This is a genomic window from Melioribacteraceae bacterium 4301-Me, assembly GCA_041538185.1.
GTDB classification, from domain to species: domain Bacteria; phylum Bacteroidota; class Ignavibacteria; order Ignavibacteriales; family Melioribacteraceae; genus Pyranulibacter; species Pyranulibacter aquaticus.
The window spans coordinates 119884-137267 of the sequence record JBGORM010000002.1; the positions used below are offsets into that span (position 1 = coordinate 119884).

9 protein-coding genes are annotated in these 17384 nt (G+C 32.5%); all 9 read left to right on the plus strand.

Annotated features, from left to right (window positions below; translation table 11 throughout):
- The first annotated feature begins 390 nt into the window (after positions 1 to 390).
- Positions 391 to 1860: a sodium:solute symporter gene (locus ABRY23_04020; protein MFA3782211.1), complete on the plus strand. Its 1470-nt coding sequence runs from the start codon at positions 391 to 393 to the stop codon at positions 1858 to 1860.
- A 136-nt stretch (positions 1861 to 1996) separates the two neighbouring features.
- A complete protein-coding gene (locus tag ABRY23_04025; protein MFA3782212.1) occupies positions 1997 to 3844 on the plus strand; it encodes a peptidyl-prolyl cis-trans isomerase in 1848 nt (615 codons plus the stop codon).
- A 25-nt stretch (positions 3845 to 3869) separates the two neighbouring features.
- A complete protein-coding gene (locus ABRY23_04030; protein ID MFA3782213.1) occupies positions 3870 to 5168 on the plus strand; it encodes an extracellular solute-binding protein in 1299 nt (432 codons plus the stop codon).
- Between the two features lie 5 nt (positions 5169 to 5173).
- A complete protein-coding gene (locus ABRY23_04035; GenBank protein MFA3782214.1) occupies positions 5174 to 6649 on the plus strand; it encodes a sensor histidine kinase in 1476 nt (491 codons plus the stop codon).
- Between the two features lie 8 nt (positions 6650 to 6657).
- The gene (locus ABRY23_04040) at positions 6658 to 8118 is read left to right on the plus strand and encodes a sigma-54 dependent transcriptional regulator (GenBank protein ID MFA3782215.1); all 1461 of its coding nucleotides are present in this window, start codon (positions 6658 to 6660) and stop codon (positions 8116 to 8118) included.
- Positions 8119 to 8386: 268 nt separating this feature from the next.
- Complete coding sequence (locus ABRY23_04045) at positions 8387 to 10705, plus strand: glycoside hydrolase family 2 TIM barrel-domain containing protein (protein ID MFA3782216.1); 2319 nt, start codon at positions 8387 to 8389, stop codon at positions 10703 to 10705.
- An 848-nt stretch (positions 10706 to 11553) separates the two neighbouring features.
- Positions 11554 to 12549 carry a LacI family DNA-binding transcriptional regulator gene (locus ABRY23_04050; GenBank protein ID MFA3782217.1) on the plus strand — a complete coding sequence of 332 codons (996 nt, stop codon included), beginning with the start codon at positions 11554 to 11556 and terminating at the stop codon, positions 12547 to 12549.
- Between the two features lie 41 nt (positions 12550 to 12590).
- Positions 12591 to 14459, plus strand: coding sequence for a T9SS type A sorting domain-containing protein (locus ABRY23_04055; GenBank protein MFA3782218.1), 1869 nt, complete (start codon positions 12591 to 12593; stop codon positions 14457 to 14459).
- 58 nt (positions 14460 to 14517) lie between these two features.
- A complete protein-coding gene (locus tag ABRY23_04060) occupies positions 14518 to 17319 on the plus strand; it encodes a TonB-dependent receptor (protein ID MFA3782219.1) in 2802 nt (933 codons plus the stop codon).
- Positions 17320 to 17384: the final 65 nt, after the last annotated feature.

Here is a 17384-nt window from a genome sequence, read left to right on the forward strand (position 1 = left end):
AATTACCAAATAAATTTAGAAAACTTCATGATTTTGGACTATTCTACTTGTCTTGTAAATCAAACCCTATCTCGTCCATACGGGACTTTTAACTTCAGTTTGATATTTATTTGTTCTATAATTATATAATCCCTAAAGGGATTACATTGGTTTAAGGATAATCAAAGCTTTATTGTCCCGTCAGGACAAAATATTTATAGGATAAAGAACAAAGAAATAGATTAAGTCCATTTAGAGACGAAATAAAAAATATATTGGACAGATATGATAAACATATTAAGCTTACTAAATTATCACGTAAATATGAATTAGAATAAATAAATTTATTAAATTAAGTATGTAGTTTTAAGAAATAATTATCACGCCTTAAAAATAATTAAGGAATTTTTATTGGCTGGTCATCCCGTAGATTATATCATTATAGTTGGTTATTTAATTTTTATCGCTGCTTTTGGGATAATTTCAGGTGGTAAACAAAAGTCAGTTGATGATTATTTCTTAGGTTCAAAGTCAGTTCCTTGGTGGGCAGTTTGCTTTTCAATTGTTGCAGCTGAAACGAGCACCTTAACTTTTATTTCAATTCCAGGATTAGCTTACTCGGCCAACTTAAATTTTCTCCAGGTTACAATTGGTTATTTATTAGGTAGAATTGTTGTAGCTTTTATATTTCTTCCTGCTTATCAGAAAGGAGAGTTAAAAACAGCCTACTCATATCTTGAAAATCGCTTTGGTGCAAAGACAAGGTCATTTGCGTCTATTATTTTTCTTTTCACTCGTACGGCTGCAGATGGCGTTAGGTTATTTGCCACTGCAATTCCATTAAAATTAATGTTGAATATAAGCTATCCATTAGCAATAATTATAATTGCAATTGTTACACTAGTTTACACATACACTGGTGGCGTAAAAGGAGTAATTTGGGTTGATGTAGTTCAAATGTTCATCTATCTTGGCGGTGCAATTATAGCTGCAATATTTTTATTAAATATAATTCCAGGCGGATGGAACGGAATTTATTCAATAGCTGAGACAGAGCATAAATTTTCAATAATTAACTTAGGAATGGATAAAGGGATAAGTGATTTCTTTAGTCAGCCATATACTTTAATTGGTGGATTAATAGGCGGTGCATTTCTCTCGATGGCTTCTCATGGAACTGACCAACTAATCGTGCAAAGATTATTAACAACTAAAACACTTAAAGATAGTCAAAAAGCAATAATTGGAAGCGGAGTAATTGTAATTATTCAGTTTACAATCTTCTTAATTGTAGGGGTTATGCTTTACGCTTATTACGGTAAGATTAATGCAAAACCAGATGAAATTTTTCCGAAATTTATAATTGAGGTGCTTCCACCTGGAGTAACTGGAATTATTATTGCTGGTTTGTTTGCTGCCGCAATGTCTACTCTTGCCGGGTCCATGAGTTCTCTTTCTTCTTCAACAATGATTGACTTATTCATTCCCTTAAAAAATAAGATTAGTTCTAATCTAAATGCTCAAAGGAGTATTGTTAATAAGAATGAACTAAAAATTTCTCGCATGATAACTATTTTATGGGCAGCACTCTTGGTTCTTGCAGCTTTATTTTTTATGAATACTTCTCAGGCTGTTGTAGAGCTTGCACTTAGTATTGCGTCATTTACTTATGGCGGCTTGCTTGGCACTTTTCTTTTAGGAATACTCTTGAAAAAAACAAAACAAAAAGAAGCTCTTGCTGGATTTACAATCGGCATTGTTACTATGATAATTGTTATTTCGCTTAAAATAATTGCGTGGACTTGGTATACACTTGTGGGAGTGTCCGCTACAATAATAGCTGGATTTTTAATTGGTGTTTTTTTAGAAAAGAAAAATTAATAATTAATTACACACTGTCTTGTAATAGACGTTCCTTTTCACATTGCTTATCTGCTTAAGTTACCTTATTTACATTATTGCGATTCTTTTATTTGATTTTTCTATTCAATATACTTGTAATCATATAAATTTCAGTTTGCAAAAAAAACTAAAAAGTACACTCATGAAAACTATCTTGATTATGATTTCATTTCTTTTATTATCATTGCATCTTTACGCACAAAGTAACAGTGTGCTTGCAAAAGCAGGCAATGAAGAAATTACTGTCGATGAATTCTTAAAAAGATTTGAATTCTCACCTCATGCTAGAACAGAAACGGCTTTTGATTCTGCAACAACTAAAAGAGATTTTCTTTATACCCTATTAGCTGAAAAAATTTTGTCACAAAAAGCCAAAGAATTAGGAATACAAAATACCCCAGAAATTAAAACCGTGATGAAATATTTATCTGATCTTTACTTAAGAGATGCTCTATATCAAAAAGAGATAAAAGACAAGGTGAAAATTTCAAGCAATGAAATTGCCGAAGGCAAGTTTAAAATCAGCCGAACACTAAAAACAAAATTTATTTTTTCTGAAAATAGAGATGAAATCGAATCAATTTATAATAAACTAAAAGCGGGGTTATCATTTGATTCTTTATTATCCATTAGACCTGAAAACAAAGAACAACCTCAGCCATCGGAAGTAACTTTTGGAACTATGAATAAAGCTATTGAAGATTCTGTGTATAAACTTTTCCCCGGTCAGTTTACTTCTCCAATTAAACTGAAAGAAGGTTGGTATATTTGTAAGGTTTACGATGTTCAAACAAAACAAGACTTAACACAAGAAGACCTTAAAAAAATAGAAAATGTAATTCGTGCCCGTCAAGAAGATGCTATTTATGAAAATTTCTATAAGAAATTTTTTAAAGGAATTGTAATTAATGCAAATCGAAATCTTTTCGATGAAATATATAAACATTTGCTTAGGCGGTTTACCGCTAAATATTCAGATGAATCATCCCCCAAAAATAAATTTGACTTAAATGAAAGTGATATTGATTCTATAAAAAAGAGCTTGTCAACTAAATTAGATTCGGTCTTCATAAAGTTTAAGAAGGATCCAGTTACAGTCAATCAATTTTTAAGTGAAATGAAACTAATTTCGTTTTGGACTGATAGTATCGAACCTAAAAGATTACATACAATATTTAATTCGTATGTAGCAAACTATATTCAAAATTCACTACTTTCCAGAGAAGCCAAAAAACGACATTATGATGAACTTCCAGAAGTAAAAAACAACCTTAAAATGTGGGAAGATTTTTACTTGGCTAACCGTTTAATGACCAAAGTTTTTAGCCAAATAAATGTTAATGATAAAGAAGCGTTGGATTTTTACGAAAAAAATGGCCAAACTGTTCATGCCCCGGATACTGTAAGAGTCTTGGAAATTTTTTCTCATAATCTCGATACAATATCTCAAGCATTGAAAGAAATGGAAAATAAAATGAGCTTTGAAGATGCAGCAAGTATTTACAATGAGACTGATTCACTGAAGCTGAGTAAAGGCAATTTGGGTTATTTTCCCGTTACAGAAAAAGGAGAAATTGGAAAACAAGCCGATAAATTGAAAGTCGGCGAAATCTTCGGCCCAATTAAAAATAATAATGGATATTCATTAATTAAATTGGTGGATAAAAGAAAAGGCAGTGTTATTGATTCATTAGGTTTTGATGAAGCTAAAAGTGACTTAAAAAATATAATAAGAACTGAAAGAATGTATAAGACTTTAGATACACTTACTGCTAAATCTGCAGTAAAGTATGGAATTACAGTGAACGAAAAACTATTAAGCGACTTAAAGACAACTACAATTAACATGCTTGTTTTTAAACGATTTGGATTCGGTGGGCAAATCACTGTAGTTCCTTACAGTCCGCTCTTTGCAACATGGTATAAAATTTATTTAGATTATTTAAATAAGTCGGTTTTTTAATAAAATGGGAAGCCTGCAAAAATACTTGAAGAAATTCTATCTTTATCTTATTGGAGTAACAGTAGTTGCCCTTGTTGTTTTTTTTACTCTAACTTATTTGGGAAACCCCTTTCTCTACAGCAGAGAAGGTCCTGTAAAACTTTATTTTGTTGATAACATCTCTCCTGCACATAAAAAAATTATTGATGCTTTTAATGAGCTTTATAAAGGTAAAATAGAGGTAGTACCAATAAACCTGCCTTTTGAGAAGTTTAGTACCAACGAGAGAAAAGAATTGTTAATTAGATTTTTGAGGAGTAGAAATGACAGAATTGATATTTTCTCTGTAGATCAAATTTGGGTGCCGCGTTTTACAAAGTGGACTGAACCATTGAGAAATTATTTTTCTATTAATGAACGTAATGCAATTTTGGACCCAGCACTGCAGTCGTGTATTTACAATAATCAATTAGTTGCAATTCCGCTTTATTTTGATATAAGTGTAATGTACTATCGATACGATATAATTTCAAATCTGCCCGATTTTTCAAAAATAAAATCAGAAATTGACAGCTCTATAACATGGAGCAGATTTATAGAACTCTATCAAAAATATTTTAAAAACTGCAAGCAGCCATACTATTTATTTGCAGCGGATAATTACGAGGGTTTAATGTGCAGTTTTGTTGAAATGGTTGCATCACAAAACAATGAATTATTTGTAAACGATTCTGTTAAGTTAAACACACCGCAAAGCAAACGAGCTTTAAGCATGCTGTTTGATATGATAAATAAATATTCTATGGCACCTAAATACGTAACTGCCTATAAAGAAACCGACTGTAAAGAAGAATTCCTAAAAAAGGAAGGAATATTTTTACGAAGCTGGCCGGGAAACTTAAAAAATGATATTACTGCAGACTTACATAATAAAATTAAAATGGCACCACTTCCGCATTTTCAAAATGGAAAAGCTGCAAGCGTAATTGGAGGATGGGATTTAATGATATCAAAATATTCTACAAAAAAATCTGAGGCAATTGAGTTTATAAAATTTATTCTAAAAGAAAGCACCCAAAAAATATTTTTAGAAGAAAGCGGGTATTTACCTGTATTAAAAGATATATACGACAATAAGAATTTTTTAATTGAATATCCTGAATTGAAATTCTATAAAAGACTAATTAAGACTTCGGTGCGAAGGCCTTTTTTAGAAAAATATACACTTTATTCAGATGTAATATCATACTATTTAAATCTAGCATTAAAAAAACAAATATCGATTGATTCGGCATTATCTAAAGCAGAACATATAATTAATTCTAACGAATTATTTATCAAGTAAATTTTATGAAAACTAAATTATTTGAGAAATTAAAAAAATATCACTTCGAGCTGAAACACTTAACGGTACTATTCGCTGGTTTAATTGTATTTCAGCTGGTTCTTTCAATTATCCACAAGACATCATTGCGCAACTTCGTTGAAAATTCGCAAGAATGGTATCAGAAACATTCAGCGGAAAGATTAGCTAATCTTACAACTACTACTTTGGAATTATTATTAGAAACAGCACGAATGAATTTGCCTGTCAACAGTGCAGGTAAAGCAAAGATTATTCAATTCTTTAATATTATTTTCAATCAGCAAAAACTCCAGCAAAACATAGAAGATATTTGTCTACTAATAGAAAGAAATAATAAAGTCTATGCAATTGATGATGGAACTATACTGTATGATTTTATATTTGAGCAAAAGGTACCGGAGCTGCAAATTAATAAGCAGCATTCTACTGCAGTGGATTTATACTTAAAAAATAAATCAGAACTAGTCAACAATGAACAAATCATAAACATACTTAAGGAAAAAGAAACATATTACACTTTAGTTCCCTTTGCTCCAAGTGGAGAGATAGTAGGTGCCCTATTTGTGAAAAATACCCCAGACTTTGGTTTTATTCAAAAAGAAATTGTAACAAATTACGAAGAGACCTCAGTGATTTATTCAGCTTTGTTTTTCCTCGGATTATTAGCTATGTATTATATATCTACTTACACGATAAAAGAAAGAGATGAAGCTCAAAAACTGTTGATGGAGGAAAATGAAAGAAATTTAAAAAAACAAATTGACCACGAAAAAGAATCACTGTTTACAAAAAGAATATATCACACACATCACAAAGCTGAAAAAGTTATGGGGTTTATTAAGGAAGATTTGCGACTTTTATCAAATGAAAATATAGAGGAAATTAAATATCGAGTTAATAAATACTCTAACTTTATTTCTCGTGTAATTTATGATATGAAGTGGTATGACCCTCCTATTCAAACAATAAGAAATAGTGCGTTTAATACAAATATCAACGAAGTTATAAAGTTTATTGTCAAAAATTTATTTAACAGAACCGCAAAACAAACAGGCTCTTACAAAGTTAACTTAGAACTTGATAACAATTTGCCATTAGTTCATATCAACGAATTTGTTATTTGGGAAATTGTTGAACCTTTAATTCAAAACAGTATAGACCATGCAAATGTGGATAATTTGCAAATAAAAATTATAACGAAATTTAATCCTAATGAATTTATTAGTTATTTAATTATTGAAGACAATGGAAAAGGTATTGCTGCTGAACTACTGGAAAAGTCAGAAAATGGAATAAAAAAACTTTTCCAGGAAAATGTTACGAGTAAAGGCTCAAATAAATCAAGTGGTTATGGCTGCTACATTGCATATGAAATGGCTGAACGATGTAATTGGAAATTAGATGCACTAAATTTGCCGAACGGCGGCTGCCAATTTATTGTTACAATTCCAAATCAATGAGGCTAAATATGATAGCAAAAGATAAAATTAACATAATTTTAATAGAAGATGATGAATACGATGTTAGGCGTGTTCAGAATACTATTAAACCATTTGCTGATAAAATTAATATTGCTGAGGTAGTTTCCGATGGTAAACTTGCTATTGAGTTCCTTACTCAAGATGAGGGTGCTTACGATATTGTTATTATGGATTATCAAATTGCAGGCGGTCTTCGCGGTGAAGAGTTAATTAAAAAACTAAAACTAATCGATAATTCCCTTCAAATAATTGTTATAACAAAGATGACAATAAATCTTACTGATTATGATTTTGCTCATAAGTTGATTGAAGCTGGTGCTTTTTGGTATTGTACAAAATATCCCGGCGATATTGAAGAATATATTTATCAGCCTACTGATTTTATTATGAGCATTTTTAATGCGTACGAGAAAAGAAAACTTATTAAGGAAAAGCAAATCTCTAATCTTAAATTAAAGAAAAATGTCGAGAATATTTTGCAGTCAAAAAAAATTATAGGTGTTTCTCAACATATCCAAAATTTAAGAGAACAAATAAAAAAATACTCGAGCAGCTCTGTTAATATTTTGATTAATGGTTCATCCGGTACTGGAAAGGAATTAGTTGCCTATAATTTGCATTATAACAGTCCCAGAAAATATGAAAACTTTGTGATTATAAATTGCGGCGGTATTCCCGATCAATTAATTGAAAGCGAATTATTTGGATACGAAAAAGGTGCTTTTACTGGAGCAGAAAAAAATAAGCCGGGCCTGTTTGAAGTCGCTAACAATGGTACTGTATTTTTAGATGAAATTTCTGAATTGCCACTTCCTGCTCAAGTGAAATTGTTAAGGGTTATTCAAGATGGTGAAATAGAAAAAATTGGTAGGACCGGCAGAGTAAAAGTTGATGTAAGAATAATTTCTGCTACTAACAAAAATTTAGAGGAAGAAATTAAGGCTAAGAGGTTTCGTGAGGACCTTTACTATAGATTAAATGTTATACCTATTTATGTCCCTCCTCTTAAAGATAGAAGAGAAGATATTCCTCTTCTAATTGATTATTTTATTACAGAATACTCACTTGATATGGGAAAAGAAAAACCTACGGTTGATGAAGGAGCAATGAAGATTCTAATTAACTATGATTGGCCTGGTAATGTGCGTGAGCTGAAAAATTTTGTTCAAAGGTTACTCTTCAATTGTGAAAGAGTAATAGATAAATCTTTGGTTGAATCTAATCTTGGTGCTAAAGTATTAAGTGGCTGGAACCAATTCGAAATTGATGGAATTAGTTTTAAAATTGGAGATGGAGTAAAAACATTAAAAGAAATGGAGAAGTTGTTCAGAGAAAAATATTTTAAGTACGTAAGACTGCAAAGTTCATCAGATGCTGAAGCTGCAAAAAAATTGGGATTGGCTCCACCAAACTACTATAGAATGTCTAAAGAACTTGGATTGAAATAAATAGCCTCTTTGGAATATACTAAAAATCAATCTTCAAATTTATTCATCCTCTTTTATTAATTATGTATTTAATAATATCAGCATTATTGCCTTAATAACCTTTTAAAGCCGGCTGCTTAATTCAAAAATTAAAAGCAAAAAAACGTTATATTTTTCCTTTAGTTTGTGGTATAATGTTTGAATTAGTTTTCTTTTATGATTCTTTACTGACCGAATCTTTTTGAGGTTTTTGCCAATGGAGTTATTTAAAAAAATTTTCTTAAGGAGAATGTTTCTATTTGTATTTCTATCAATTCCACATTCTCATCTTACCGCTCAAACAGCTTCTTTAGAAGCAACTCTAAAATTGCAAAATGTAAACGGAATAATGATTCCGTACCAAAATGGTTTTCCTCTTCCATCCTTTGAAAAACAAAATCGACAAATAATTGACCTCAAAGGTACATGGAAAAAACAACGATTTTCAGCCAATAGCAATATTTCATTAGCAAAAAGAGACCAAATAGGTATTGCTAATTTGGAAGCTGAGGCATTAAATAGATATAAAACAGATTATGATGATTCCGCTTGGGAAACAAAAGAACTCCCTAGTGTGGAAAATACAATAAATCAATTCCCAACAAGACCCGATATTTATCAAGATGGTGTGTGGTATAGAAAAAGCTTTTACGTAGACCAATCTTTGTCCAACAAATTTATAAAACTAATTTTCTACAGTGTTAATTATGTGGCTGATGTATGGATTAACGGAAAATATGTTGGTTACCATGAAGGAGGCTATACCCCCTTTGCTTTCGATGTGAGCGATAAGCTTAATTATGGTGGTTCAAATGTTATTGCTGTAAGAGTTGATAATCCTGCATGGAATACTCGAAACGATATTGTGCCTTTTGTTCAATGCGACTGGTTCAATTATACGGGTATAATACATGACGTTTATCTTGAGGTTACAGATAAAATAAGTATTATTCGAGCTGATGTGGTACCTATTGATACCGCTGGAGGTGTTAAAATAAAAATCGTTTCATTAAATAAAACACAACAAGCAGTAAATTTGTCTTATGATTTTCATGTATACGAAGCACGCATTGATTCTGACAACATTACTTCGGAATATGCGAAAGATTTGATTGGTAAGGAAGTACCGATAGCCATTCTTACTAGTTCTGCTTTCACAATTATACCTCCAGATTCAGTAGGTGTTTATCAAAATGGATTTGCTATTTTTAATCCCAAATTGTGGACACCTAAAAACCCAAACTTATACATACTCAAAATATCATTAGTAAAAGATGATGTTGTTCTTGACGAATATTATACTCAGTTTGGAATAAGAACTGCAGGTACTCAAGGAAATAAACTTTTGCTAAACAACAGAGTAATGTTTTTTACCGGTGCAGCAAGGCATGAGGACCATCCAAATTACGGGCGAAGTATACCAAAAAATGTTATTTACAACGACTTAAAAATTGTGAAATCACTTAATATTAATTTTCTTAGGACCGCGCATTACCCTAATCATCCTTTTACTTACTTGTTAACAGATAGAATGGGCATTGCTGTTATGGAAGAAATTCCTGTTTACTGGTTTAATAATGCTACAGAATGGCAAATACAAAATAATATACGACACATCCATCAACAGATGTTTAGAGAGATGGTGTTTAGAGATTATAACCGTCCCTCTATTCTTCTTTGGAGTACATCAAATGAATGTAAAGATGTTGCTAATAGAAAAATTTATAACGCTAATATAGTTTCAGATGTCAGGAATAATTACAACGATGGGCGATTAATTACACAATCTGCAGCTGCTGATAGCCCCGGTTCAAATGATGATACTCAGCAGCCTTTAGATGCAGCAGGTTGGACAATGTACTTTGGCGTGTTCTATGGAACACCATTTTACAGGGTGGGAAGCATAAATTCTGAAACTGTTAAATTTTTGCTCGATGCAAAAAATAATTTTCCAAATAAACCTATTATAAATACTGAGTTTGGTTACTGGTCTACAGAAAATAATTCTACAACAAATGACCAAATAACAGTTTTCAATCAAACGTTTAATGCCTTCACCTATTTTTCCGCACTTGATAAGACAAACAAAATAAATCAAAATGGTTGCTTAGCAGTTTCAACTTGGTGGTGTGTGTTCGATTGGTACAGGCATGATAACCCCGGCGGTTATCAGAGTATGGGGTTATATTCGATGGATAGAACGATTGCTAAACCTGTAGCAGAAATATTAAAGAATGCATATCAACCATATTATGATTTGGAAGGAGTATTAACCGAAGTTAAAGATGAAAAAGGAATAAAGCCTAATGAATTTCTGCTAAAGCAAAATTACCCTAATCCCTTTAATCCTTCTACAATTATTGGCTATCAATTGCCGAATGGCAGTTTTGTAACGCTGAAAGTTTATGATATTCTTGGTAGAGAAATTGTAACTTTGATAAATGAGTATAAACCTGCCGGGGAACACAAAGTAAAATTTAATGCAGCAAATTTGCCAACAGGAGTTTACTTCTACAAATTTACTGCAGGTGATAAAACTTCTGTAAAAAAGATGATACTGCTTAAATAAGGAAAAAAGCAACATCAGAAAGAGTTAAATTTGACAAACAGCCTGAGGTGACAAGTGAGACTAAGAAAGAGATTTTTTATTAATTACTTTTACAATCTGAGTTTTACAACTCGAGCTATGCATTAAATTATATATTTACCTTTACTTGTCACTTGTCCCATGCCATCTTTATTTATAAATTTTTTTGCTTCATGGCTTTTTCTACTTAGTTTATTTTTATCTTACCTATTTGTTTGAGATTGCTTCACTCATTTCGCTTGTTCGTAATAATAATGTAAGCAAGATTGGTTGAGACATCTGCTTTCTCTTCATTAGTTACACAGAGAACCACAGAGAATGTAATGGGCGAGGAACCCTACAATTGAAATGATCTTATTTGAATTACAAACAAGCTAATAAGATTTCAATAAAGTAATGATACTGACGAGCCTTTGACTCAATTATACCATAAACAAAACCTTACCACAAGGTGGTGGATTCTCATTTTTTATTTAGATAACCTTAGTAACATCACCTACCAAAAAAGAAAAATTAACCTTATTACCTTATCCTTAATTTTTGTTTCTTCAAAGCATATTTGCAGTAGACAAATTTCTGCTTTTCCTCTAATGCAAAAAGTACAGCCATTTTTTTCATATTCTACTCCTCGCGGCTGCTGCATAATTTGAAGGTTAAGCACTATCTTTGGTTATTATTAAAACAGTAGTGGCAAAAAAAATAATTTGACAAAAGAAAATTTTTTTATTAATATGAAAACGTTATTAAATTGTAATCTATATATTTTTGTTAACTTATTTTTTTACAATAAGTTATAGACTGTAATCGTTTTCAGAAATAATATAAAATATATGATTAGTTTAAAAGAAGTCGCAAAAAAAGCTGGAGTTTCAGTAGCTACTGTTTCAAGAGTATTAAATGACAGAAAGTATATTAACTCTGAAACACGCCTTAAAGTTGAAAAAGCAATTAAACAGTTAAACTACAGACCTAATCGTGTAGCTCAAAGGCTTCGTTTAAAAGATGGGCAACGAAAGTTAATTGGTTTGCTGGTCCCAGATATCCAAAATCCCTTTTATGTTGATGTGGTTAGAGGTGTGGAAGAAACTGCTTATGCAAGGGACCACGCCGTATTTGTAGGAAATTTTGCACAAGATGAAGATAAAGAAAAAATGTACTTAAATATAATGAAGTCTGAGTCGATAGATGGACTTATTGTTGCCCCAAGTCATGAAAAAGATAGTGAGGTTACAAGTCTTGTTAACGCCGGCTTGCCTATAGTTTGTGTCGATAGAGGATTAAGTGAGGTAGATGTTGACGTAGTTTTGGTAGATAACAGAAAAGGTGCTTTTGATGCAGTCGAGTATTTAATTCAAAAAGGTTATAAGCGGATTGCTTATATAGGTGGCTTGCCGCAAATACCAACCACAATGCAAAGAAAAGAAGGTTATGAAGATGCTCTTAGAAAATATGGACTGCCAATTGACCCAGCATTAATACGCTTTGGTGATTCGAAACATGAAAGCGGTAAGAAGTTAACCGAAGATTTATTGAATTTGCCAAATCCTCCCCAGGCTCTTTTTACAGGTAATAATCTAATTACCTTAGGTGCTCTTGAAACTATTCATAATCGTAAATTAAAAATTCCACAAGATGTTGCAATAGTTGGTTTTGATGATATGTATTGGTCAATTTCGTTAAATCCGCCATTGACTGCTGTTCGACAGCCAGGCTTTGAAATTGGAAAAAGAGCTGCTGAGATGCTTTTTCAAAAAGTTAAAGAACCAGATAGACCCCCTGTTAAATTGATGTTAAAAACTGAACTAATTAAACGGGAATCTTGTTGATTTTTTATCTCGTGGTAAATAAAAATTAAATGGGAAATGTTATGAAAAGTTTATTACTAAACAAAAATAAGATTCTTTTAATATTAGTGTTATTCTCATTAACTACATTGAAAGCACAAATTTCAATTGCGCCTCAGCCCGCTTTTTTTGGTAAAATTCCACTCGGTAGTTCGGCTGATAGAAATATTCTTATTACTAACTTAACGGCAAATAATATTACTGTATCTAACGTAAATATCGTAGGACCATCAGCTTCAAAGTTTACGTTAAATACCCCCACCTCTTTTACTTTGTTTCCAGTTCAGTCAGTTGAAGTTAATGTTTCTTATTCTCCTACTGTACAAGGATTCGATTTGGGAATTCTCCAGATGCAAACAAGTTCTGGTACTATTACAGATACATTAAAAGCTTACGGTTCATTAATAGTGGGCAATACAATAACATTTGAAAGAATATTCGGGAGCTCTGAATCAGAAGATGATTATGGTAATTCTGTTAAGCAGACAGTCGACGGAGGCTACATAATTGTGGGACAAACTACAAAGCCCGAGGAAAATTTCCCAGATGTATTAGTAGTAAAGACAGATAAATTTGGGAAACCTCTATGGTCTAAAATTTATGGCGGTGCTTATACAGAAAATGCTTCCGATGTAATAGTACTTAACGATGGGGGTTTTTTGATTGCTGGAACTTCCGATTCTTATGGCGACGGTACTAATGATGTGTTTATACTGAAGTTAGATTCTAACGGCGATTCGCTTTGGCTAAAAGCATTTTCAAATAGTGATATTGAAAATGCAAGTAGAATAATAGCTACACAAGATGGTGGATTTATACTTTGCGGAAGTACTACTTCAAATTCGCCTGGAGCGACAAGTGATGTACTTGTAATGAAAGTGGATCAAGATGGAAATCTAATTTGGAAAAAAAGCTATGGCGGAAGCGGCGGTCAACAAGCAAGTGATATTTTAGCTCTATCTGATGGTTATATTTTTACAGGCTCTACTTCTGACCCAAGTACTGGTATTTCTGATGTTTATCTTGTCAAGATTGATTTGTCGGGTAATTTAATATGGGAAAAAACATTAGGCGGTTCAGAATTTGATGCTGCTAATTCTGTATACCCTGCATCGGATGGTGGATTTATATTAGCAGGATATACTTCAAGTTATGGTGCAGGCGCAAGAGATGCTTATCTTTTAAAGACAGATGCAAATGGAAATGAACAATGGCATAAAACCTTCGGTACTGAACATTCAGATGGATTTGCAAGCGTTATTCAGACCAACGATGGTGGATATTTATGTGTTGGTTATTTAAATACTTTCTTTTCACAGCAGTTTATTTATGATGATCTTTTTGTGGTTAAGACTGATGCACAAGGTAATTCAGTTTGGCAAAAAACTTTTGGCGGCAATAGAGAAGACGCTGCTTCTAAAGTAATAATTAGCAACAACGGAAGCTTTATAATTTTAGGCGGTTCTAATAGTTATTCCCCTAAAAATAAATTATACTTGATTGCTCTTAATGAAAATGGTGAAATAACAAAAGTAGGACAAGATAAGCCATCTGATCAGTTACCTGCTGATTATAATTTATCTCAAAATTTTCCTAACCCTTTTAATCCAACAACAACCATAAAATTTACAATACCACAAAACTCCTCGTTATACTCAGCTTCAAAGAAAGAGGTGTCGGGGGTGTTGGTAACCTTGAAAGTTTATAATCTTCTTGGAAAAGAAGTCGCTACACTAATTAACGAAGAAAAATCTCCTGGAAATTACGAAGTTAAATTTGACGGCAGTGACTTACCAAGCGGAGTTTATTTCTACCAGCTAATTGTAAGGGATATCTCATCAAAACAAAATTACAATTTTATTTCAACTAAGAAGATGATACTGTTAAAGTAAAAGTTTACGGAAAAATTTTTGGGGAGTTAAACTTAAACAATACAAACATGGAGGTACAATGATAAAAAAACACAGCAACCATTTTATTTCTATGCTTCTTGCCTGCTTAATTTTTGTACAATTTTCTTCTTATGCGCAAAACACGGGGGGAATTACAGGCAAAGTAACTGACTCTTCTACAGGTGAAGCACTTCCTGGAGCTAATGTTGTACTGGCGGGTACAAATTATGGAGTTTCAACTGACCGCTACGGTGCATACAAACTTGATAAAATTCCACTGGGTAATTACACACTCAAAGTTAGTTATATAGGCTATGAAGATTTTACTACGCCTGTATCACTGACAAAAGCAAACTACACGGTAAATGTAGATGTAAAACTTAATATGACCGCAGTGCAAATTTCTGAAATTGTTGTATCGGGTTTATTACAAGGTCAAGTGAAAGCGCTTAACCAACAGCTGAACGCTTCTGATATTAGAAATGTGCTTTCACGTGAAGAAATTGAAAAATTTCCCGACTTAAATACAGCTGATGTATTACAAAGAATGCCGGGTATTAATATTTCAAGAAGTTTGGGAGAAGGTAGTTTTGTTTACATTAGAGGAACTGAACCAAGATTAACAGGTGTTACTGTAGATGGACAAAAATTAGCCTCTTCTGATGATGAAGAAAGAATTATTGATTTGGGCGTAATTAACTCAAGTCAATTAGCTTCTGTTGAAGTAACTAAAGCATTAACACCTGACATGGATGCAGATGCAATCGGCGGTGCAGTTAATTTGGTAACAAGAAGTCCATTTGATTATGAAAAACCAATACTTAAAATTGATGCTGGTGGAGGCTATGCTGTTCAAGGTAAAAAACCACTTTATAGATTTTCAGCTTCTTACTCGGGATTTTTAGGCGAGAATAGAGACTTTGGCTATACTATAAGTGGTAGTTATTATCGTAACAATATCCGTGGTTATTCTGATGAACTTACATGGGACAATGTAAAAGATGCTAACGGTAATACTATCCCATTTGCTTTAACTAATTTTAGCCTTTTCGATTATAACACTCAAAGAGACCATTATGGTCTTAGTGGTGTATTAGAATATAAAATAGATAAAAATAACTCTTTGCATTTGAGAGGAATGTATAATCGGAAAAAAGATGATCAGTCAAGAAACAATATACAATGGAGGCCCGACAAAGGTACTTTTCTTAATGCAACTACCATTTCAAACGGTAGGTTGGCTTTTGAATTTCAGAATAGAACAGAAGATCACCAAATTTATGGCTTTGCCTTAGGTGGAATTCATAACTTTGGAGAGCTAAGATTAGATTATGATTTTAATTACAGTTATGCACGTCAAAAAAAGATAGACCCTGGACAAATTAAATCTTCATGGCAACTAAGCAGTAAATTAAACTGGATTATGGATGTTTCAGACCCTGACTTTCCTCAATTTACGGTTACAAACAAAGATTCAACTTATTATCAAGACCCTGCTAATTGGGAAATTGACACTCAAGACTACAGAACAACTGACATAAAAAATAATGTTTATACGGGTGTTATTAATTTCAAAATGCCTTATGACCTTTTTGGAGCACCCGCAGAATTAAAACTGGGCGGAAAGTTAAACATCGATAAAAAAAGTAAATCAGCAGAAAGATTTAAATACAAATGGAAAGGCTCAAGTAAAGTATATATGAGTTCTGTTTCTAATTATGAAACTATTTCTAAGTTTTTACAGGACAAATATTTCTTTGCACCAATGGTTGATAATACAATGGTTCGCAATTTCTTCGACCAATACAGAGGTCTTTCGAACGGACTTGTAGAAACAATAGTTTATAACGATACAGATGGTTCAGGCGGCGATTACGATAATACTGAAAATGTTTACTCTTTTTATTTGATGACCAATTTTAATATTAATGACCTTTCTGTTTTAGCTGGAGTTCGTGATGAATATACTCACACAGACTACGAAGGCAATAAAGTATTGCTTGACCCTAGCGGTAATTTCTTAAGTTTGGCTCCGGCAAATACTAAGAAAAATTACAACAACTTTTTCCCTTATCTCCATTTGAAGTACAAAATTGCAAGTAAAACTAATCTAAGATTTGCAGTAACAAGAAGTATTGCACGGCCAAATTATTTTGACCTTGCACCTTATTATTGGCTCGATCAAAATGGTAAGACAATTACACAAGGCAACCCTGATCTCTTACCAACAGTTTCTACAAATTTGGACTTAATGTTTGAGCATTACTTCCAAGGAATAGGTGTTTTCTCAGTCGGGTTGTTTTATAAGAACATGGATAAAGTTATTTACAGCAGAACCTATCAGCAAGTTGGCGGCGTTTTCGACGGATACGAAATTAGTGAACCAGTCAATGGAGGCAGTGCTGAACTTTACGGCATAGAAGCTAACTGGATGCAGCAGTTCTCCTTCTTGCCTGGATTCTTAAATGGCTTCGGAATTTATGCTAACTATACATACACAAAATCTAAAGCTAAATTACAGTACAGAGATTGGACAGCAATGCCCGGCCAAGCTGGCGATGTTGGTAATGTTGGACTAAGTTACGAAAAATATGGTTTGACAGCTCGACTAAGTCTTAATTATAATGCTGCTGTGTTATATCAGGTTGGAATTAATCCTGACTTTGATAGGTATACTGATGCGAACACCCATCTTGATTTTACGGTTATCTATAAATTACTGGATAATCTTTCTATCTATGTTGACTGGATTAATATTACAAATGAACCTGATAGAGAATACTATGGTGTATCGACAAGACCTAGACTTAATAACTATTTTGGCTGGTCAATGCGCTCCGGAATTAAACTTGACCTGTAAAAAGTTATAGTTCTATATCATTTGTTTTGAATTTTAGTGGTTGACTAAAGAGTAATTTCTTGTGA